25 protein-coding genes are annotated in these 20,590 nt (G+C 58.9%); 10 read left to right on the top strand and 15 right to left on the bottom strand.

Going from position 1 to position 20,590, the window contains the following annotated elements; genetic code table 11:
- Positions 1–17 precede the first annotated feature (17 nt).
- Entirely contained in the window at positions 18–557 is a 540-nt protein-coding gene (locus tag MB02_RS00380) for a TIGR00645 family protein (protein WP_170304592.1), read from the top strand.
- A 78-nt stretch (positions 558–635) separates the two neighbouring features.
- Here the strand turns inward: MB02_RS00380 and MB02_RS00375 are convergent, their stop codons facing one another.
- The 10 genes from MB02_RS00375 to MB02_RS00330 form a co-directional block, all read right to left on the bottom strand.
- Complete coding sequence (locus MB02_RS00375; protein ID WP_067531190.1) at positions 636–947, bottom strand: hypothetical protein; 312 nt, start codon at positions 945–947, stop codon at positions 636–638.
- Positions 948–1,002: 55 nt separating this feature from the next.
- Positions 1,003–1,317 (bottom strand): hypothetical protein, encoded by a 315-nt coding sequence (locus MB02_RS00370; protein ID WP_156495364.1) that lies wholly within the window; start codon positions 1,315–1,317, stop codon positions 1,003–1,005.
- A gap of 95 nt (positions 1,318–1,412) precedes the next feature.
- The gene (locus tag MB02_RS00365) at positions 1,413–2,219 is read right to left on the bottom strand and encodes a phosphoadenylyl-sulfate reductase (protein ID WP_067531186.1); all 807 of its coding nucleotides are present in this window, start codon (positions 2,217–2,219) and stop codon (positions 1,413–1,415) included.
- Complete coding sequence (locus tag MB02_RS00360; protein WP_067531185.1) at positions 2,212–2,637, bottom strand: DUF934 domain-containing protein; 426 nt, start codon at positions 2,635–2,637, stop codon at positions 2,212–2,214. The genes MB02_RS00365 and MB02_RS00360 overlap by 8 nt, the downstream gene beginning before the upstream one ends.
- The gene (locus MB02_RS00355; RefSeq protein ID WP_067531184.1) at positions 2,630–4,264 is read right to left on the bottom strand and encodes a nitrite/sulfite reductase; all 1,635 of its coding nucleotides are present in this window, start codon (positions 4,262–4,264) and stop codon (positions 2,630–2,632) included. Before MB02_RS00355 ends, MB02_RS00360 begins: the two co-directional genes overlap by 8 nt.
- Complete coding sequence (locus MB02_RS00350; protein ID WP_067531183.1) at positions 4,264–4,563, bottom strand: DUF2849 domain-containing protein; 300 nt, start codon at positions 4,561–4,563, stop codon at positions 4,264–4,266. Before MB02_RS00350 ends, MB02_RS00355 begins: the two co-directional genes overlap by 1 nt.
- Positions 4,560–5,339: a uroporphyrinogen-III C-methyltransferase gene (cobA, locus tag MB02_RS00345; RefSeq protein ID WP_067531181.1), complete on the bottom strand. Its 780-nt coding sequence runs from the start codon at positions 5,337–5,339 to the stop codon at positions 4,560–4,562. The genes MB02_RS00350 and cobA overlap by 4 nt, the downstream gene beginning before the upstream one ends.
- Before the next feature lie 80 nt (positions 5,340–5,419).
- On the bottom strand, positions 5,420–6,394 hold the full coding sequence (locus tag MB02_RS00340; RefSeq protein WP_067531179.1) for a mechanosensitive ion channel family protein: 975 nt from the start codon (positions 6,392–6,394) through the stop codon (positions 5,420–5,422).
- On the bottom strand, positions 6,391–7,617 hold the full coding sequence (gene metC / locus MB02_RS00335) for a cystathionine beta-lyase (RefSeq protein ID WP_067531178.1): 1,227 nt from the start codon (positions 7,615–7,617) through the stop codon (positions 6,391–6,393). The genes MB02_RS00340 and metC overlap by 4 nt, the downstream gene beginning before the upstream one ends.
- 43 nt (positions 7,618–7,660) lie before the next feature.
- Entirely contained in the window at positions 7,661–8,947 is a 1,287-nt protein-coding gene (locus tag MB02_RS00330) for a hypothetical protein (protein ID WP_156495363.1), read from the bottom strand.
- Positions 8,948–9,044: 97 nt separating this feature from the next.
- On the opposite strand from MB02_RS00330, the gene queF reads away from it, so the two are divergent.
- Complete coding sequence (gene queF, locus MB02_RS00320) at positions 9,045–9,512, top strand: preQ(1) synthase (RefSeq protein WP_067532115.1); 468 nt, start codon at positions 9,045–9,047, stop codon at positions 9,510–9,512.
- Between the two features lie 101 nt (positions 9,513–9,613).
- Positions 9,614–10,690 carry an AI-2E family transporter gene (locus tag MB02_RS00315; protein WP_067531172.1) on the top strand — a complete coding sequence of 359 codons (1,077 nt, stop codon included), beginning with the start codon at positions 9,614–9,616 and terminating at the stop codon, positions 10,688–10,690.
- Between the two features lie 44 nt (positions 10,691–10,734).
- Here MB02_RS00315 and MB02_RS00310 read toward each other — a convergent pair whose 3' ends face one another.
- Both MB02_RS00310 and MB02_RS00305 read right to left on the bottom strand, forming a co-directional pair.
- Complete coding sequence (locus tag MB02_RS00310; RefSeq protein WP_156495362.1) at positions 10,735–11,073, bottom strand: ArsR/SmtB family transcription factor; 339 nt, start codon at positions 11,071–11,073, stop codon at positions 10,735–10,737.
- On the bottom strand, positions 11,066–11,722 hold the full coding sequence (locus MB02_RS00305) for a peroxiredoxin (RefSeq protein WP_067532112.1): 657 nt from the start codon (positions 11,720–11,722) through the stop codon (positions 11,066–11,068). Before MB02_RS00305 ends, MB02_RS00310 begins: the two co-directional genes overlap by 8 nt.
- Before the next feature lie 76 nt (positions 11,723–11,798).
- Between MB02_RS00305 and MB02_RS00300 the strand changes: the two genes are divergently transcribed.
- From MB02_RS00300 to MB02_RS17300, 6 genes are read left to right on the top strand one after another with little or no spacing between them, the layout of a single operon-like run.
- Complete coding sequence (locus MB02_RS00300; RefSeq protein WP_067531168.1) at positions 11,799–12,737, top strand: MBL fold metallo-hydrolase; 939 nt, start codon at positions 11,799–11,801, stop codon at positions 12,735–12,737.
- A 22-nt stretch (positions 12,738–12,759) separates the two neighbouring features.
- On the top strand, positions 12,760–13,545 hold the full coding sequence (locus tag MB02_RS00295) for a sulfite exporter TauE/SafE family protein (RefSeq protein ID WP_067531166.1): 786 nt from the start codon (positions 12,760–12,762) through the stop codon (positions 13,543–13,545).
- Between the two features lie 25 nt (positions 13,546–13,570).
- On the top strand, positions 13,571–13,735 hold the full coding sequence (locus MB02_RS18130) for a helix-turn-helix domain-containing protein (protein WP_082825872.1): 165 nt from the start codon (positions 13,571–13,573) through the stop codon (positions 13,733–13,735).
- On the top strand, positions 13,736–15,181 hold the full coding sequence (locus tag MB02_RS00290; protein ID WP_067531164.1) for a cytochrome ubiquinol oxidase subunit I: 1,446 nt from the start codon (positions 13,736–13,738) through the stop codon (positions 15,179–15,181).
- Positions 15,182–15,186: 5 nt separating this feature from the next.
- Complete coding sequence (gene cydB / locus MB02_RS00285) at positions 15,187–16,188, top strand: cytochrome d ubiquinol oxidase subunit II (RefSeq protein ID WP_067531162.1); 1,002 nt, start codon at positions 15,187–15,189, stop codon at positions 16,186–16,188.
- Positions 16,188–16,334: a DUF2474 domain-containing protein gene (locus MB02_RS17300; protein ID WP_082825871.1), complete on the top strand. Its 147-nt coding sequence runs from the start codon at positions 16,188–16,190 to the stop codon at positions 16,332–16,334. Before cydB ends, MB02_RS17300 begins: the two co-directional genes overlap by 1 nt.
- A gap of 10 nt (positions 16,335–16,344) precedes the next feature.
- Here MB02_RS17300 and MB02_RS00280 read toward each other — a convergent pair whose 3' ends face one another.
- Entirely contained in the window at positions 16,345–17,226 is an 882-nt protein-coding gene (locus tag MB02_RS00280) for a crotonase/enoyl-CoA hydratase family protein (RefSeq protein WP_067532109.1), read from the bottom strand.
- A gap of 147 nt (positions 17,227–17,373) precedes the next feature.
- On the opposite strand from MB02_RS00280, the gene MB02_RS00275 reads away from it, so the two are divergent.
- The gene (locus tag MB02_RS00275) at positions 17,374–17,892 is read left to right on the top strand and encodes a nuclear transport factor 2 family protein (RefSeq protein ID WP_067531160.1); all 519 of its coding nucleotides are present in this window, start codon (positions 17,374–17,376) and stop codon (positions 17,890–17,892) included.
- Between the two features lie 78 nt (positions 17,893–17,970).
- Here MB02_RS00275 and MB02_RS00270 read toward each other — a convergent pair whose 3' ends face one another.
- Both MB02_RS00270 and MB02_RS00265 read right to left on the bottom strand, forming a co-directional pair.
- Positions 17,971–19,728, bottom strand: coding sequence for an N-acyl-D-amino-acid deacylase family protein (locus MB02_RS00270; protein WP_170304613.1), 1,758 nt, complete (start codon positions 19,726–19,728; stop codon positions 17,971–17,973).
- Entirely contained in the window at positions 19,728–20,579 is an 852-nt protein-coding gene (locus MB02_RS00265; protein WP_067531156.1) for a Coq4 family protein, read from the bottom strand. The genes MB02_RS00270 and MB02_RS00265 overlap by 1 nt, the downstream gene beginning before the upstream one ends.
- Positions 20,580–20,590: the final 11 nt, after the last annotated feature.

Genomic DNA, 20,590 nt, shown 5'->3' with positions numbered 1-20,590 from the left:
ACGCTAATCGGATGGCCATGGACACTAAAGAATCGTATTCTCCCCTTCGCCCGCTGCCGCTGCTGATCTTCAGTTCCAGATGGCTGCAATTGCCCTTGTATCTCGGGCTGATCGTGGCCCAGATCGTCTATGTTTTCTTGTTCCTGAAGGAACTCTACCATCTCGTAGCCCACGCCAATGAATTCGGCGAACAGCAGATCATGCTCGTCGTATTGGGGCTGATTGACGTGGTGATGATTTCCAACCTGCTGGTGATGGTGATTGTCGGCGGATATGAAACCTTCGTATCGAGGCTCGGCCTGCGGGGACATCCCGATCAGCCGGAATGGCTAAGCCATGTGAATGCCGGTGTTCTCAAAGTGAAGCTGGCAATGGCAATCATTGGTATTTCGTCGATTCACCTGTTGCGGACTTTCATCGAAGCGAGCCGCATCGGGACGCCTGACGCCAATGTGACCAGTGAAGGTGTGTTATGGCAGACTATCATTCACAGCGTCTTTATCCTGTCTGCACTGGGTATCGCGTTTGTTGATCGCATGGTTCAGCCACGACATTAGATCGCGCAATTCTTCTGGTTCCGAATGTAAGAATGGGCGGTCAATCGGATGACCGATTGACCGCCCAACTTGTCTTGCTCAGATCGTCTTGGCGATTGCACTTAGAAGCAATAGCGAGAGGCCAATCAGGATGACGAAGCCTGTTACCATGGCCGTTTCCATCGGGCGCAGGCGATTAAGATAATGGTCGTGGCTTAGCTGACGATAGGGTTCTGTCAGCTCTGGATTGGACGCGATCAGTGCATTGTCCATCGCAGTGGCTTCTTTCTTCAAGTAATGAAGCACTGCCTTCAACTCGTCATCGCTGATTTTGGGATAACGAATGATGATGGCTTCGGCGATCGCACGATTTGTCGTCGACGGAAGATCGTCGGAAATATTTTTGAACATTGTCCAGCTTCCATGAAGGGGAAACGGGCTGCGATATTTCGCAGCCGGCGATCCTTCATGTGGCTGGCGGCGCTCTTGGGTGCAGGGGCGAACAGGTGGTGTGAAATGTCGGCGGACCGGTCGCGCCGAACCCTTCATTCATGAAAGGCCGGTGTTGGACGGTATCCAGTGCGATCGGTTCCGGTGGATGCGCGATCAGACCCGGATTGTCGTCGTTTGGATCAGATTTGATACAAGACGACTGTCGGCTGTTGCTGCCGATTGCGACCTCGGCAGTTGCCGCACTGAAGGCAGAGCCCGACGCCGGTTCGAGGTTGAAGCGTAGCGGAACAAGAGCATGCGTTGCGATGACGGTCAGAAGCAGCGTCAAAAACAGACGCCTGACCATCCATCGCATGCAGGGCACGTTTCTCATTTTTCGGGCGTAGCCGACTATCGGCAGGCTGTCAGCCGCCGACAGAGCTTCTAGAAGACAGGCTCATAGCCCGGCGGGAGTTCGCCGCCACCATCCGGGACGTCAGATGTGCTGCTGGGCGCGTGAATGCCGCATTCGGTCTTGTCCCACCCCTTCCAGCGGCCGGAACGCGGATCTTCGCCCGGTGCGACCTTGCTGGTGCAGGGGGAGCAGCCGATCGAAGGATATCCCTGTTCGACCAAGGGGTGCCGAGGCAGATCGTGTTCGGTCATGTAGGCGTCGAGCGCTGCCTTGTCCCAGGAAATCAGCGGATTGACCTTTAGCCGTCCTGCGGAATCCGAGGTGTCGAGTTCGAACAGGGGAAGGTCCGCCCGCGTGGCTGACTGGAATGCCTTGCGGCCCGTGATCGACGCGTCGTAGCTGGCCAGAGCATTGGCCAACGGCAAAACCTTGCGAATGTCGCAGCAGCCATCCGGATCCCAAGACCAGCGTAGCCCGCTTTCATCCTTCGCGGCGATATCGGCCGGATCGGGTGTCAGGTCCTGAACATTGGTCAAACCGAGGAGCTCGGCCAATTCATTCCGGTAGTCCAGCGTTTCGGGGAAATGCTTGCCTGTTTCGAGAAACAGGACCGTGGCCGCAGGGTCGATCCGCGAGGCCATGTGCAACAACACCGAGCTTTCCGCGCCGAAGCTGGAAACAAGGGCGATCCTGCCTGCAACACCGTCCAACAGCACGGCACGCAGCACGTCCTCCGCCGAAGCGCCGGCATAGCGCGCGTTAAGCGCGGCGGCGTCTGCAGCGGTGAAGCGCGCTGAGGTGTCGATGCGGTCGATACGGCGCGCAGCTTCAGCCATGGCGCAGTTTCCAGATGGGTGCGCGATCGTCCGCTGCGGCCTGATAGACATGGGGCCAGCGTCCGAACGCCGCCTCGGCGTCAGCCTGATCGATCGGCTTCTCCGGGGCGAAAGCGTCGAAGCCGCAGCGCCGCAGATGCGAAAGCTGGTCGAGCAGAACGTCACCGACTGCCCGCAGTTCGCCAGTGTAGCCACCCTCGCGCAGTATGCGCGCCGCAGAATAACCGCGCCCGTCAGTGAAAGCGGGGAAATTCACTTCGACCAGGCGGAGCTGTTCAAGGTGCGGCAGCAATTGGCGCGCATCGTCGCCCGGCTCGACCCGCACGGCAGCCGCATTGGACTGTTCGATGAAGGAATCTACGGTGACAGCGGGATCCGAAACGGGATCGTCGTCGCGCAGGCGGAGTACATCAACCATAGAGCGCCTCCTTGAAAGGTGCCATGCCAATCCGGCGATAAGTGTCGAGGAAACGCTCCCCGTCCTTCCTGTTGGCAAGATAGACGTCGGTAGCCGTTTCAACTGCGCCCACAATGCCGTCTTCGTCGAACCCCGGACCAGTGATCTGGCCCAGCGAGGTATCGTCACCTTCGCAGCCGCCGAGCAGGAGCTGGTAGTTTTCAACTCCCTTACGGTCGACGCCGAGAATGCCGATATGCCCCGCGTGGTGATGGCCGCAGGCGTTGATGCAGCCTGAAATTTTCAGCTTCAATTCGCCCAGCGTCCCGCTCTTCCCGGTTTCAGCGAAACGCGTTGCGATCTTTTGCGCAACGGGAATCGAACGGGCATTGGCAAGGCTGCAATAGTCGAGACCGGGGCAGGCGATGATATCCTCGATAGTGTCGAGGTTCGCTGCACCAAGTCCGGCTTCGTCCAGCTTCTGCCACAGGGTGTAGAGATCGGCCTTCCTGACGTGCGGGAGCACGATGTTCTGCGCGTGGGTTACGCGCAGTTCGTCGAAGCTGTATTCCTTGGCTAGATCGGCCATCAGGTGGATCTGCGCGGCGCTGGCATCGCCGGGAATGCCGCCTACCGGCTTCAGGCTGATGTTCGCGACGATATAGCCTGACTGCTTGTGGGCCAGGCAATTGCGTTCCACCCACAGGGCAAAATCGGGATCTGACAGGTCCAGATCATCCGAAGCACCCGCTTGGAACGCAGGGTCGGTGAAATAAGTCTTGATCCGCTCCAATTCGGCGATCGGCGGTTCTATCCCCAGCGTCTGAAGGTGGGCGAATTCCTCCTCCACCTGACGGGCATATTCGTCCTTGCCGAGTTCATGGACGAGGATCTTGATCCGTGCCTTGTACTTGTTGTCGCGCCGGCCATACCGGTTGTAAACGCGCAGGCACGCTTCCGAATAGGTAATAAGCTGGTCCAGCGGCACGAATTCGCGCAGCAGGGGGGCAATCATCGGGGTACGGCCCATGCCGCCACCGACATAGAATGCCGCGCCCAGTTCACCCTGATCGTTCCTGACAATGCGGATGCCGATATCGTGCAGCTTCATAGCTGCGCGATCGGTTTCGCTGGCAATGACGCAAATCTTGAACTTGCGAGGAAGGGCGAGAAATTCCGGATGGAAGCTCGACCACTGGCGCAGCAGTTCGGCATAAGGGCGCGGATCGACGATTTCATCGGCCGCAGCACCGGCAAACTGATCCGAACTGATGTTGCGAATGCAGTTCCCACTGGTCTGGATGGCGTGCATTTCGACTGTGGCGAGATCAGCCAGAATCTGTGGCGCGTCTTCCAGCTTGATCCAGTTGTACTGAATATTCTGGCGAGTGGTGAAATGTCCGTAACCGCGGTCATACTTGTCCGCGATATCGGCCAGCATGTGCATTTGCGCGCTGCTGAGCGTGCCGTAAGGCACGGCGACACGCAGCATGTAGGCATGGAGCTGGAGATAGAGACCGTTCTGCAAGCGGAGGGGCTTGAACTGGTCTTCGGTCAGCTTGCCTTCGATGCGGCGTTGGGTCTGATCGCGGAATTCCGCGACACGGGCATCGACCATGTCCTGGTCGTATTGGTCATAACGGTACATCAGATCACCCAGTTGCCGGCTTCAGGATCGGCAGGCTTGAGAGTTAGGTCGGGGCGCACGGTCGGGCCAAGCGCACGGATGCGGTCCTTGATATGGGCCGGACGGATGCCGCCATTGTCTTCGCGCACGGCATCGATCGCATAAGGCGAATTGACGCGGCGAGCGCCTTCTTCGCGCGCCGCGATAGCGTCGGCTTCGTCGCCGACATCGACAGCATCTTCCACGTGAATCGACCAATCCTGGCCGGTCCACCATGTGACGGCCCCGGTCTTGAGGTCGTTTCCGGTCAGGATCTTCATGGGATTGCCTCCAGGGCGACGGCGGCCAGCACGGAATCCTCTCGTGCGGTGACGTCACCAATGATGATGAGAGCCGGACTTTTGACCTTCGCGCGAATCACGAGATCAGGCAGTCCGGCCAGAGCGGTACGCAGCACGCGCATATCGGAACGGGCCGCATTTTCAACCACGGCTACCGGAACGTCCGGGGCAAGACCGTCAGCCATGAGCTTTTCAGCAATTTGCGGCGCGGTCTTGACGCCCATATAAATTACCAGGGTGCGGTCCTTGCCCGCAAGGCCGACCCAATCCTGTTCGGTGAGTCCCTTGCATTGCCCGGCAACGAAAGTGACGATGCTTGCCCCTTCGCGGTGAGTCAGCGGGATCTGTGCGGCTGCGGCTGCGCCCATCGCGGCGCTTATGCCCGGCACGACCTCCACCGGAACGCCTGCCGCACGGCAAGCCTCAGCCTCTTCTCCGCCGCGACCAAAGATGAACGGGTCGCCGCCTTTCAGCCGCACGACATCGTGACCGGCCAATGCTTCGCGTATCAGCAGGGCGTTGATCTCTTCTTGAGGCATGGTGTGATGCGCACGCCGCTTGGCGACGGAAATCATCCGCGTGCCCTGTCGCGCCAGTTCGAGAATCGAAGGATCGACCAGTCCGTCATGAACTAGGATCTTCGCATTCATTACCAACCGTGCCGCACGCAGAGTCAGCAGATCCGGATCGCCCGGACCGGCGCCGACCAGATAGACTGTTCCAATGTCAGAGCACTCATTCATGGGATGTGACATGGCCGCTCGCCGTCTTGTGCGCCAGCGAGAAAGCTTTGGCGGGTGCCTAGCTGATCTTTAGGCCCGGTCGGGGCCCCGTTTCAGTCGCTATTCCGATTGTTTGAAAGGTGCTGCCCGATTGCGGAAATAAGTTGTTCGAATTGTTCGTTATTTCTCAGATTTATATCGCGCTGCGGAAAGGGGATCTCAATATTGTTTTCATGAAAGAGGTGCCACACCCGTTTCAGTACGGCTGAGCGGACGCCCCCGATCCCTTCTTCCGGGTCGGTAATCCAGAAACGAATCTCGAAATCGACAGAGCTTTCGCCAAATCCCATCAGCAGGACTTTCGGCTCGGGTATTTTCAGCACCCGCGGAGCGCCTTCGGTCGCCTCCATCATAAGCTTTTCGGCCAGCTCGATATCGGTGCCGTAGCTGACCCCGATGGGCACTTTCACGCGGACATCGCGAGTGCTGTAGGACCAGTTTTCCACCTGGTTCACCATCAGGTTCTCGTTGGGGATCAGGTATTCCTTCATGTCCCGCGTCGTGACCGATATTGCCCGGATGCCGATCTTGCGGATCTGGCCGAAGCTTTCCCGTCCGCTCATATCGCTCACCGCGATCACGTCGCCGGGTTTGATCGAGCGATCCATTAGAAGGATGATACCCGCGATCAGGTTGCCGAATGTCTTTTGCAGGCCGAAGCCGATGGCCAGGCCGAAAGCGCCGGAGAAGACGGCCAGTGCGGTGAGGTCTATGCCGAGAAAGTCGATACCGATCAGGATGGCTAACGCCCAGACCGCAATTGTCGCAAGCTTGTCTGCCAATAGCTTTTGCGCCGCGTCGAGTCGGGTAATCCGCTTCAGCAGGAAATGGGAAAGTTTGCTCGCCAGTTGGGCAAGGACAATGACGCTGACGATGACGAAAACGACCACCAGCGCATCCCACAGGGATACGTGTGTCTTTCCGACATCAAGGCTGTAACTGTCGAGAATGTCGATGATCTTGCCGATGGTCAGATTTTCTGACGTTACCGCCTGCTTGATGCCTTCGGCGCCCGATACGTCCGTCATACCGCCTCCATTGCGGAGAAAGCCTGATCGAGATCGGCGATCAGATCTTTCGGCTCTTCGAGCCCGACCGACAGCCGGATGCCTAGCCTGTCGGTCGGGGCCATACCCGCAGGGGGCCACGATGTGGCACTGCGTGCGTCAGCGGGGTCGAATGGCACGACCAGACTTTCAAACCCGCCCCAGCTGTAGCCGATGCCAAACAAGTCCAGCGCGTCGATGAAGCGTGCGCGGGCATCTTCCGTCCGGCCCTTGAGGATAAAGCTGAACAGCCCGCAGCCACCGGAGAATGTCCGTGCCCAAATCTCATGGCCGGGAGAGCCAGGCAGCATGGGGCAAAGGACTTTGGCAACCTCTGGCCGCGTGGCGAGCCACCCGGCGATTTCCAGCGCACTGGCTGTCGCGCGTTCGAGCCGGACCTGCAGGGTTCTCAACCCGCGAAGGGCGAGGGCGGCATCGTCAGGCGATACGACCTGGCCGAGCTGGTGATATGTTCTGCGCAGCCGACGATAGAGTGATTCACCCGCGGAGACACTGCCCATCATCAGGTCGGAATGGCCGCCCACATGTTTGGTCAAAGACATGATCGCGATGTCGCAGCCACGTTCGAGGGCCGGAAAACCCAGTGGGCTGGCCCAGGTGTTGTCGATCAGGCTGATGGCCTCTTTCTCGCGGGCAATGGCGGCGAAAGCGGGAATGTCCGGAACTTCCATGGTCAGGCTACCGGGAGCTTCGAGCAGCACGACACGGGTTTTCGGTGTGAAGCGGTCGGAAAACCCATCGAGATCGAGGGGGTCGAAGAAATCCGTTTGCACCCCGATGTTGGTCAGGAGACCGCGTCCGATATTGCGGCTCGGCTCATAGACGTTGTCGGCCATCAGCACATGATCGCCGGGCTTGATCAGCGCCAGCAGTGCACCGGCAATGGCGGCCACTCCGCTTGGGTAAAGCAGGGTTCCAGCAGCACCCGGTTCCAGTTCGGTCAGAGCTTCGGCCAGTGCCCACTGGGTCGGCGCCCCGCGTCTGCCATAATAGAAATGGCCGTCGGCATTGCTCTTTCCTCCCTCCCTCAGCGCGGCGACATCGTCGTAAAGATGCGTGCTGGCGCGCCAGACAGGTGGATTGACCACGCTGCCGGGATTGGAGGGAGTGCCGGTCCAGTCAGGTTTACGGCCCGCAGATGCCAACCGTGTGCCTGTGCCTTTGCCTTTATCGTTTCCTGTCACAAAACCTGACCTAGCCGCGCCTTGGCGCAAGGTCGAGGGGGTTTCAGGCTGCGGCCTGCGCCGCGGGCTGCAAGGTGCGCTGCCCGATTTCGGTGTAGACACGCGGACCGGCGTCGAGCCGGAACGGGCGCAGCCCTGCTCCGGGGCCTGCCGGATGCTGGCCGACAACACAGGTCTGCACCAGCGCACTGGCCAGCCCTTCAGCCTCGATCCGCATACGGATCAGCGGGATGAACAGCATGGCATGTTCGCGTTTCACTGGGCGGATCGCTGCAATCGGCATCCGCAACTGGCCATTGAGAAATATACTCTGGCCTGGCAGCAGGCCGGATACCGTGTGCAGCACGGCGTTGCCGTCCGGCCCCGAGAGTTGTTCTTCCATGGATTGAGATGAATGCGCCGAGACGATGTCGCCGGCAATCCGGATGTCGCGGATCATCTGGCGGGATGCGTTGGTCAGGGTCAACTGGTAAGACAACAGGGCATTGACCAATGTCACGCTCAGGCTGGTCGTTTCCAGCGCATGGCGTAGAGGCGGCAACTGTGCGGCTTCCGCTCTTTCAAGCTCTTCGTCGAAAGCACCCGGAAGTGGTTCTGGCGCTGCGGGCTGATCGTTTTCCGGAGCGGCTCTGGCCGGTACGGCACGAGGCTTCGGACGCTCGATCGTGGGCGCGAAGGAACTCTTGCGCATGCCCTTGTTGTGCCGCCAGAACTGGCCTGCGGCAAAACCCATGGGAAAGAGCAGCAGGCCCAGAAGGACATAGCGCCACCAGGGGTCGTTGTTCACCGGAGCTGGCGCGGTTGCAGCCTGCGGCGCCACTACAGGCGGCGTAACGACCTCGGTCTGGGCAGGCGCGACGTCCTGCGGTGTGGAATTAGCCGCGGGTTCCGCCGACGCCACGGGGGATGGAGCAGGTGAGGGGGGCTCTATCGGAGCAGTCTGACGGGCAGGGGCCGTATTGCGCGTCTGTGGCTGGGCGACAGGCTCCGTACGCGGCGAAGGCGCAGAGGTGGGCCGAGGCTCGCGAGCAGGACTTTCGCTTTTTGGCGCAGACGGTGCGGCGGCTGTCGGCCTGGGAGCAGCAGTGGGCTCTTTGGGAGCAGGTTGTGTGGTGTGCGGCGCAGTCTGCGTATTGGGCGCTGGCAGGTCGATAATGGGGTTATCGGGCGTGACCGGCCCTTGCACGTCGGGCGTGGTTTTGCTGGACGGAGGAAGCCGGAAATCCTCCAATCCACCACCGGTTGTCTGGGCGTGTGCAGGCACAGCTGCCGCGAGGGCCGCCAATGCAATTCCCGGAATCTTCACCTTGATAACCATAGCACCTGCCATCTTGACGCCACAGCGTCGGGCGCGTTGAATAGCGATTGAGTTTACCGCGTCAATTCGTGAGCTTGTGTATCTACACCGTTCGATGCATCAGCAGGGCATGAACAATGACGAACAGCCGCCCGAAACGCGCCATCTCGGACAACAGAGCGCTCTTCCCGAGTCGCCCGAGGTGGCAGTGCTGGACTATGTTCCCAACCCGCGTGCAGGGGCACTATACACTATTCGCTTCTCCGCTCCGGAATTTACCTCGCTTTGTCCTGTGACCGGTCAGCCGGACTTTGCCCACCTTGTTATCGACTATGCTCCGCAAGCGACGATAGTTGAATCGAAATCACTCAAGCTGTTTCTCGGAAGTTTCCGCAATCATCACGGATTCCATGAAGATGTGACTGTGGGAATCGGCCAGAGATTGTTTACCGAAATGACGCCGCTGTGGTTGCGGATCGGCGGGTACTGGTATCCGCGCGGGGGAATACCGATCGATGTCTTCTGGCAGTCCGGCCCCGCGCCCGAGGGCCTGTGGGTTCCGGATCAGGGGGTGGCAAATTACCGCGGACGTGGTTGATTGCGCTAATCTTGCGCACGTTGCCTCACATAAGGCCAGACGCATTCCGACACCTGTCATAAGTGATGGATTTTGGGCTGTTTTGATGCGACACATGCGCCATGGATGAAGGTGATCCAAGCATATTCAGGTTGGAGGATGTGGGCTTCATTGCTCTTGTCCTGCTTGTCACCCTGGCATTCGTCTGGCTGATCGCGCCATATTTCGGGGCTATATTATGGGGCTTGGTTGCGGCCATCCTGTTCGCGCCGCTTAATCGCAAGCTGTGTTCGAAGCTTGGGCAACGGAAAAATCTGGCCGCGATGCTCACGGTTTTGCTGATCGTGGCACTTGTGATCATCCCGGCATTCATGCTGGGCATTGCGTTGGTGCAGGAAGCAACCGCGATCTACGGCCAGATCCAGTCCGGGCAAGTGGATTTCGCGGGTATGTACCGCAACTTCCAGACCTCGCTGCCTGACTGGGCCTCCCGGATGGTCTCATCCGCTGGAGTCGCGGATTTCGACGGTCTGAAGGATGTATTCGGATCCGGGGTTGCCGGAGGGTTGCAGGCGATCGCCTCGCGCGCGCTCCTGTTCGGGCAGGGCGCGCTCAAGTTCATCGCCTCGCTCGGCATCATGCTTTACCTCACGTTCTTCCTGCTGCGCGATGGCGATACCATGGGCAAGAAGGTGCTTGCAGCAGTGCCCCTGCGCACTGCGGAGCGAGATGCCCTGTTGCGTCACTTCGTCGTTGTCGTCCGCGCAACTATGAAAGGCACGGTTGTCGTCGCATTGCTGCAAGGCCTGGTCGGTGGGCTCATTTTTTGGGCTCTTGGAATCGAAGGTGCCTTGCTGTGGGGCTTGCTTATGGGCTTCTTCTCTCTCGTGCCTGCGGTCGGCACCGGGATCGTGTGGGTACCGGTGTCGATCTATCTATTGGTCACCGGCTCCATCTGGGAAGGTGTCGTGCTGGTTTTTTGCGGATTGTTCGTCATCGGGCTGATCGACAATCTTCTGCGCCCGTTTTTGGTGGGGCAGGATACCCGAATGCCCGATTTCGTGGTTCTGATCGCTACGCTGGCGGGATTGCAGTTGTTCGGCCTCAATGGGTTTATTGTCGGGCCGATGATCGCGGCACTGTTTATGGCAGTGTGGAGCATGGTTGCCGAGCACCGGCCCCAACAGCAAACCGGGTAGTGCAAGGGTTAGGAAAGAGGGGAATTGCTCTCTTGTGGCGCTAATCAGCGCAAGCGTGCGAAAACCGCTGCACCCGTAACCTTTTTGCCGGGTTTATCCGCCGGTACTTTTGATTTGGCAGGAACAATCGAGTGTACAGCCGCTGCCAGCGCCCCCAATGTATGTTCATCCCCGCGGTAATAGACCATCTTGGCATCGCGGCGCGATGTGACCAGCCCGGCGTTGCGCAATATCGAAAGCTGTTGCGACAGGGCTGGCTGGGTGATGCCGGTCGCCGTTTCGATCTCACCCACATTCAACTCGGCACCGGACAGCGCAGCGAGGATCGCATAGCGTAGCGGGTGTGCAATTGCCTTGAGGCCATCGATGGGTGGCTCAGCCATCGCTGTCATCCTTCAAGCTGTCTTTACTGAGAAACCATTCCATCGGGTCCTTGGCGGCGAAAACCGTGTCGAGAGAAGGCTCCGGTTGGGCGAAAAGGGGTGCGCCGGGGCGCCATCCCTCCGGCGCGAGAGCCTGATGAGTGTCCACGGCCTGCAATGCTGCAAGGGTCCGCAGGATTTCTTCCACTGATCGACCTATTTCGACCGGGTAGCAGATCATGGCCCGGATAATGCCTTCCGGATCGATGATGAAAACCGTCCGTGCGGCTGAGGCGTCGTGGGCATCCTGCGCAATCATCCCGTAGGCCCGACCGATAACGAGAGTGGGGTCTTCGACGATCGGGAACCGCACTTCCACGCCGAACTGGTCGCGGATCATCCGCACCCAGGCGAAATGGGCGTAAAGACTGTCGACGGACAAGGCCATCAAATTGCAGTCAAGCGCTGCGAAGCGATCGGCCGCTTGTGCGAAGGCAATGAATTCCGATGTGCAAACCGGGGTAAAGTCGGCCGGATGAGAGAACAGTACCAGCCATTTCCCGCGGAAATCAGCCATTTCCAATGCACCGCCCGTGCTGCGCGCGCTGAAGTTGGGGGCGATGTCCCCGATTCTCAGAACACAGTTCTGTGGGCGTTGTTCGGCTTCCATGGACATCCGCTACCGCAAAAGAATCCTTGACGCAATACATTTACATAAATACATAAAGTGGGAAAGGGGAGTAAAGATGGCTCACTATTCCCAGGACATCCCACTGGCTGCTACAGCGGCCAGGATAGAGGAGGCTTTTGCGGATAAGGCGTTGCGTCCGGAAATCCGCTCATTTTTCGATGAATCGACCTCAACCGTTACTTATGTGGTCTACGATCGAGCGACGCGGGAGGCTGCTGTCATCGACTCCGTACTCGATTTCGATCAGGCGTCGGGGCGCATATCTTATGCGTCGGCCGATAAAGTCATAGACTTCATATGTTCAGAAAATCTGAAAGTAATGTGGTTGCTAGAGACGCATGCCCATGCCGACCATCTGTCTGCCGCACCTTATTTGCAGCAGAAAGTCGGCGGCAAGATCGCGATCGGCGAACATATCGTCACGGTACAGCAGACATTTGGAAAGCTGTTCAATGCCGGTACGGAATTCGAACGCGACGGATCCGATTTCGATCGGCTGTTCGCGGACGGGGATACTTTCGGTCTCGGCAATCTGGAAGTCAGTGTCCTGCATGTTCCAGGCCATACGCCTGCCTGCATCGCGTATGCCATCGGTGACGCAGTGTTCGTCGGGGACACGATGTTCATGCCCGACTATGGCACAGCGCGGGCAGACTTTCCTGGCGGCGATGCCCGCAAATTGTTTCGTTCGTTGCGCCGTATCCTTTCCCTGCCTCCCGCCACGCGGTTGTTCATGTGCCACGATTATCTGCCTGCGGGCCGCAGCGAATATGCCTGGGAGACAACCGTCGCTGCAGAACGCGATGGCAATATCCACGCCCATGATGGCATCAGCGAGGATGAGTTCGTGGCTATGCGGGAAGGGCGCGATGCAACGCTTGCCATGCCGCGGCTGATCCTGCCGTCAGTTCAGGTGAACATGCGTGCGGGGCACATGCCACCGCCTGAGAGCAATGGCGTCACATACCTGAAGATCCCGATCAATCTGATCTGACTGGAGACAGGAGGAGCCGGCTGTGATCGATCAGTTGCATTATCTGCTCGCTGCATTCAGCGGAATTGCTGTCGGCTTTACGCTAGGGCTGGTCGGTGGCGGTGGATCGATCCTGGCCGTGCCCCTGATGGTGTATGTCGTGGGCGTGAAGAGCCCGCATATCGCTATCGGTACCAGTGCCCTGGCCGTGGCAGTGAATGCCATGGCCGGGCTATTGAGCCACGCCAGGGCTGGAAACGTCAACTGGCGTTGTGGCAGTGCCTTTGCCGTGGCGGGCGTTATCGGCGCGCTGGCCGGATCAAGTCTTGGCAAGGCGTTCGATGGGCAAAAGCTGCTGTTCCTGTTTGCCTTGCTGATGGTGGTCGTGGGCGTCCAGATGTACCGCGGGCGCACCGATGAAGGTGTGAAAGGTGTTGTCTGCAATCGCGAAAATCTGCCCACGGTCCTGCCATATGGTTTCGGCACGGGCGCCTTGAGCGGGTTTTTCGGTATCGGCGGCGGATTTTTGATCGTGCCCGCGCTCGTCCGTTCAACGGCAATGCCTGTCTATCGAGCGATCGGCACGTCATTGGTTGCCGTCAGTGCATTCGGTGTGACGACAGCGCTCAACTATGCGGTGTCGGGAATGCTGGACTGGCCGCTCGCGGGCGTTTTCATTGCCGGGGGAATTGTCGGGAGCGTTGGCGGGACTGCTGCATCGAGACGCCTTTCTGCCCGTAAGGGACAGCTCAACACGGTTTTCGCCGCACTGATCCTGATCGTTGCCACGTACATGTTATACAAAAGCGGACTGATCTTGTTCGCCTGAATGCCGCAGGAGGAAATGGGGAGTCATGGTTGCTATTCCGGATAAGGACATACGCTGCCGCAGGATAGAAAAGTTGATTTCCTCTGGCCGGGGAGTGTGTGAAAGTTGCCGCGAGGTTGGCATTTCCGAAAAGACGTTCTACCGCTGGCGGAAATTACAGGCACAAGCCAAGCCGCAGGAGGCCTGCTAGATGTTCGATCAATTCGACGCCTTGTTCCTGGCGCGGGTGCAGTTCGCCTTCACCGTCAGTTTTCATTTCATCTTTCCGGCCTTGTCCATCGGGCTCGCGAGTTACCTCGCCGTCCTTGAAGCCCTGTGGTTGAAGACGGGCAAGCAACTCTATCTCGATCTGTTCAAGTATTGGCTGAAGATCTTCGCCGTCGCGTTCGCAATGGGCGTCGTGTCGGGGATTGTCATGTCCTACCAGTTCGGGACCAACTGGGCGGTATTTTCGGACAAGGCAGGGCCCGTGATCGGGCCGCTGCTCGCCTACGAGGTGCTGACCGCGTTTTTTCTGGAGGCAGGCTTTCTCGGCGTCATGCTGTTCGGGCTGGAAAGGGTCGGCAGGAAACTGCATTTCGTGGCCACATTGATGGTCGCAATCGGCACTTTCGTGTCGGCTTTCTGGATTCTTTCGGTAAACAGCTGGATGCAAACGCCCGCAGGCTACGTTCTTTCTCCGGAGGGGCAATATCTGCCGGAAAGCTGGCTGGCGATCATCTTCACTGCAAGCTTCCCCTATCGGCTCGTCCATACGGTGATTGCTGCCTATCTGACCACGGCGTTCGTGGTTGGCGGGGTCGGTGCCTGGCATCTTCTGAAAGACCGCACGAATGCGCATGCGCGCAAGATGTTTTCCATGGCGATGTGGATGGCTGCGATCGTCGCGCCCATTCAGATTTTCGCAGGCGACTTGCATGGGCTCAATACCTTGGAGCATCAGCCCGCAAAGGTGATGGCGATGGAAGGGCATTATCAAAGCCATCCCGACGGCGCGCCCTTCATTGTCGCGGGTATCCCGAACAGCGAAGAGAAACGCGTCGACTATGCAATCGAGATTCCGAAAGCTTCCTCGCTGATTCTCAAACACGATCTCAATGCGCCTCTCGCGGGGCTGGATACCATCCCCGAAAGCGACCAGCCTCCGGTCGGTCCGGTATTCTGGGCTTTCCGTGTCATGGTCGGGCTTGGTTTTGCGATGATGGGGCTTGGGGTGTGGAGCCTGTTCGCACGGTGGAAAAAGCGGCTTTATGACTGGCCGCTGTTGCACAAGGCGGCAATCGTGATGGGGCCGTCAGGCTTCGTTGCAGTGATTGCAGGGTGGATGGTCACCGAAGTCGGGCGTCAGCCGTTTACGATCTATGGTTTGTTGCGGACGGCGCATTCCGCCTCCCCCCTCGATGCGCCAGCCGTAGGTGCATCATTGCTGGCGTTTGTCATCGTCTATTTTGCAGTTTTCGGCACGGGCACATGGTATATCCTGCGTTTGATGCACAGCGCACCCAAGATACAGGAACTGGGTGTCAGGCGGACTGAGAAAGGGCCGGTGCGGACCGCCGGGATCACCCCCGGGCTGGCACAGAATCAGCCCCACAATCCATCTGATCCGACCGAAAAACCGGTCGGGGAGGAGTAAGCGTCATGGCAATCGACCTCACCGTAATCTGGGCTTTCATCATTGCCTTTGGCATTTTCGCCTATGTCGTAATGGATGGTTTCGATCTGGGGATCGGCATCCTGTTTCCGAGCTTTGCCGTCGGGCAGGAACGAGATCAGGCGATGAACTCCATCGCACCGGTATGGGACGGTAACGAAACCTGGCTGGTGCTGGGTGGCGGCGGGCTCTTCGCAGCTTTTCCGTTGGCCTACGCTATCATCCTGCCTGCCACCTATCCATTGATCATCGCCATGCTTCTCGGCCTGGTCTTTCGTGGTGTGGCGTTTGAATTCCGCTGGCGCGATCCTGATCATCGGGCGTTCTGGGATATGGCTTTCGCCGGTGGATCGTTGGTGGCCGCGATGGCGCAGGGCATGACGCTGGGCGCTATCTTGCAAGGGATCGAGGTGGCTGACCGGGCCTATGCCGGAAGCTGGTGGGACTGGCTGACGCCTTACACGCTACTGACAGGGTTGGGTGTCGTAGCCGGTTATGCCCTGCTCGGTTCAACCTGGCTCGTGTGGAAGACGGAAGGCAGCACGCAGGGCCATGCCTACAAGCTGGCGTTCCGGGCCATGGTCGCAACTCTGGTATTGCTGGTGGCGGTGAGCCTGTACACGCCGCTGCTGGAGGAAAGCTATTGGCAGCGCTGGTTTGCCATGCCCAACGTGCTGTTTGCTGCACAGGTGCCGCTGTTGACTGCAATTCTCACAGGCTTTCTGATCCGCGCTCTGGCAAAGAGGCAGCATGCCGCGCCTTTCCTGCTCTCGCTGGGCGTTTTCCTGCTTGGGACAATAGGGCTGGGCATCAGCATGTGGCCCTACGTCGTGCCGGACAGCGTCACTATCTGGGATGCTGCTGCTCCGCATAGCAGCCAGGTATTCATGCTGGTTGGCGTTGCGCTGACCATGCCCTTGATTCTCGCGTATACAGGCTGGGCCTATTGGGTGTTTCGCGGCAAGGTCGGTTCCGAAGGATATCACTGATGCGGGGTCGCGCATCACATAGGGACTGCGGTTCCGGCGAAGCACCTTTATGGAACAGGCTCGCCTGGATGGCGGGGTTGTGGGTGGCAAGCGTATCGGTTCTGGGGGCGGTGGCCTATGTGCTCAGAGCGTGGCTGGCCCCGTGATTCAGTCCCTTCAACTCTCCTGCCAAGGGTAGAATGGCGGCATCGCTGAAGCCTTGCCGGTGAATCTGGGCGCGCGTTTTTCGCGGAAGGCTTCTACGCCTTCCTTGCCGTCGCCAATGCTGGTGTAGAACATCGCCAGCGAGTCCACGTCATGAGCCATGCGTGGATGCGGTTGACCGGCATTGCGCAGGGTCATCTGCCGGATCAATGCTATGCTGACCGGGGAGCGATCCGTGATTAACGTGCGGGCGAAAGTGCAGGCCGCGTTCATCAGTTCCTCCGGAGCATGGATCGACCGTACGAGCCCTTTTTCAAGGGCGGTTTGCGCATCGAAGATGTCGGCGCGGTAAAACCACTCGAGTGCCTGCTGCATCCCCACGATCTGGGGCAAGAACCAAGTGGAACATGCTTCCGGCGTGATGCCCAACCGTCCGAAGACGAAACCCATCCGGGCCTTTTCCGATGCCAGCCGAAAGTCCATCGGCAGGGTCATGGTCGCGCCTACGCCGACTGCTGCACCATTGATTGCGCCGACGATGGGTTTGCGGCAGTCGAACATTGCCAGCGCGACACGGCCACCGGTGTCACGTACACCGTGTTCGATCTCGTCACGGACGGGGCGTTCCTGCAAGTCGGCCATCGTGGGAGAGAGCGTTTCGTCGAGGCCGAAGACGTTGCCTTCGACCGACAAGTCCATCCCTGCGCAAAAGGCCTTGCCCGCACCTGTAACGACAATGACTTTGACGGCGTCATCGCTGCTCGCCCGGCGATAGGCATCCTCCAGTTCGTCGGCCATCGTGACTGTGAAGGCATTGAGATGGTCCGGCCGATTCAGAGTGAGGCGCAGTAGGCCAGCGTCGGTTTCATATCGGATCGTGTCATATTCGTTCATGGCATTTTCCTGCGATTCACCGGCTTTATGCTGCGCGTTTGTGAAATATGTCGCGGCGTTGGGTTTGGTTTGCGTCATGCGCGTCGGGAAATTAAAGCGCAAGTCACTGTCGCTCGGGAAACGGGCGATGATTGGGAGGAGAATGTTATGTCCGTCAGTCTTGAAGACCTTGCTGCCCGTCTAACCGCCTTGGAGGATATCGAGGCAATTCGCCAACTCAAGGCACGTTACCTGCGTTGTTGCGATCTCAAGATGGTTGATGAATTGCGTGAGACGTTTCTTTCGGGCCCGGTGCATATCGAATATCAGAATTTCCCGCTCTTCACCGACCGTGAGGATTTTCTCAAAGTCTATGAAGAGATGGCCTGCCAGGAGGGTGTCTATGACATCCATCATGCGAGCAATGCCGAGATCGAATTGACGGGGCCGGATACTGCCAAAGGAAAGTGGTCTTTGAACTTCCGCACGATTCTGATGGCCAGTCGGGCGGTCACTCACCTCGCGGTGGAATACGACGATGTCTATCGCAAGCAGGATGGCCGCTGGTTGATTGCGGAATCACGCAGCCGGGTGACGTCGATGATGACCGAGATTATCGGCGAAGACGGTACGCCCAAATTCGTCGCCTGGGGGGATCTGCCTGAAATGGAAACGGAAGCTGGCTGACAGGTAGTAACGCCGGTAATCGACGCGAGGCCATCGCCGCGGCACGACAGATGCCGCGGCGATGGCATGATCGGGTAATCAGGCGTTATCGCGTTCGAGAACGGATTTCCGTTCCGGCACCGGCTGGCTGCCCCGCACGACGCGACCGGGACGTGCTCCGGTGGGACGATCGTGACGGCGAATAATCGTGCCGGAACATATCGTGGCGACGAAACCGGTTGCTGCCTGGTCGAGCCGGCGTCCGCCTGTCGGAAGGTCTCGGCGCACGGTGGGTGCGTGTAGTTCCATTCTCTCGGTATCGATGATGTTGACGTCGGCCTTGTAGCCGGGGGCCAGCCGCCCACGATCCTCCAGCCCGACCGTTTCGGCTGGTCGTGCCGTCAGCGATCGGACGACCTGTGGCAGAGTGAGCTTTGGCCCATTCCGGTCACGGACCCAGTAAGTCAGCAGGAAGGTCGGATAACTGGCATCGCAAATTGCGGCGTAGTGCGCGCCTCCATCACCCAGCCCCATTACGGTGTCGGGATGATTGATCATTTCGTAGAGCGCGTCGAACCGCCCTTCATAGTAATTGCCAAGTGCGTTGTAGAGCAGCCCACGCCCGTCGCCGCCATTCATCAGCAGATCGTAGGCCACTTCTTCCGGTGTCCTGCCCTGGGCACGTGCCTGTGCCCCGACGCTTGTCTCTGCTGGCGGTTCATAGTTGGGTGGATCTCCAAACGGGAAGATCCAGTCCCAGTTGCGGGTCATCATCGCCAGTGGATTGCCGTCCTGCGGCTGCTCGGTCAGCAGTGTGGCCCGGAATGCGGGGTCATGCAAATGGATCAGCTGTTCGTCCAACGGCAGGTTCGCGATTGCCTGATAGCTTGGGCAAAGGCAGAATGGATGGGTCGACAATTCAAACCCGCAAACCATTCCGACGGGCCGGGGCAGAATCTGCGGGGTAATGGAAAGCCCGCGTGCGTTCGCCTCTTCTGCGATCCGCAGGGCTTCGCGGAAAACCGGTTCTCCGCCGTTCGATGTGCCCAGCGTGAAAGTGGCCGGGCGGCCGCAACTCTCGGCCACTGCGATCAAGTGTCGCAGTTCGTCTTCCCAGCTCTGGAACGGGGAATCGAGCACCATCTGGAGGACGCCTGTACCGGCATCGCGCATTGCCGAGGCAATCGCCTTCAATTCCGCATCGTCGGCAGCATAGGTGGGGATGTTTTCACCCGCCTTTGTCCGGTGGATCAGCAGGCGGGAAGTGGCAAAGCCGATAGCCCCGGCCTCAATTGCCTCGCGCGCAAGATCGCGCATCCGTTCAAGGTCTTCCTCGGTCGCTGGCTCGCGCTTCGCACCGCGTTCGCCCATCGCGTAAACACGTAGCGGGCTGTGCGGAAGAAATGCGGCGACGTCGATATCGCGACGGCGTGCCTTCAGCGCATCGAGATATTGGGGGAAGGTTTCCCAATCCCAGGCCAGCCCTTCGGCCATCACTACGCCGGGAATATCCTCGACCCCTTCCATCACACGGATCAGCATGTCGTGGTCTTCGGCACGGCAAGGTGCAAAGCCGACCCCGCAATTGCCTGTCACCACTGTCGTCACGCCATGGGATGAGGAGGGGGAAAGCTCTTCCGACCAGATGGCTTGCCCATCGTAATGGGTGTGGATGTCGACAAAGCCGGGCGTGACAGTCAGCCCACTGGCATCGATCACCTCACGGGCGTCACCATCGTAGTGGGCGCCAACCCAGACGATGCGATCGTCGACGATTGCAATGTCACCGACGAAGGGCTGGTCGCCGCTGCCGTCAACGATCGTGCCGCCACGAATAAGCAGATCACATCCAGACATCATTCGGCCGCCTCGCGAAATAATTCGACCTTGCCATCCGAAGCCCAGAAGGCACCTTCGTTATGAGTGTCCACATCGACCGCGCCGCGCACGCCCAGAAATGCTCGTGCCTCTTCCAGCGGCAGGTGGAAGGCATCTTCCAGCTTCTTCATGAACAGGGCGTCGCTTTCCTGGCCGACTTTCATGCCACGCTGGATCGCATTCACGCAGGTCGGCCAGACTTGCGGATAATGGAGCATGGTCCGGACGGTATAACGCAGCGATCCGAATATCTGGATCAGGCTCAGTTCTGCTGCCAGTTCCGGATTGTGGATGAATTTGAAAACGTTGGTCAAACGATACCAATAGGGGACCAGCTCCCCCATGAAATTGAAGCCGCCGCCACACAGGATATGTTCGAAATCATGTGTCTGGCCGGAACGAAGGTTATAGAATTCCAGCTGGCTCTTGGGCTCCTGCCACGGAGTGATCTGGATTTCGTAATTGCCTTCCTTGATCCAGGAATAGAAGATTCCACCGAGAGAACCTGGATCGTATTGCTTGAAATCGTCGATTGCATAGGTGGAATAGAACCCTTCGTTGAACCAGGCATCGAGTTCCGGGTTCACCTTGCGCTCTTCAGTCAGCATCTCCTCCACCTGATCGAAGTCGCGCAGTTCATCCAGAATGCCGAGGAATTCATACATTTCGGCCGGTGGTGGAATGTCGGTGCCATTCTTGCGCAACAGGATCATCGCCAGCCAATCCCGCAGGCGGGCGTTGTTCAGGTATTTGGATGACGAAACGAGGACGCTGCTGTGCGTTTCCACCGGCATGACGCCACGAAAGAGATAGGGAATGTCTTCGGCCATGATCGGCTTCC

Origin of the sequence: Croceicoccus estronivorus (genome assembly GCF_001625325.1) — a bacterium.
Taxonomy (GTDB): Bacteria; Pseudomonadota; Alphaproteobacteria; order Sphingomonadales; family Sphingomonadaceae; genus Caenibius; species Caenibius estronivorus.
This window is presented reverse-complemented; position numbering and strand designations above follow the sequence as displayed.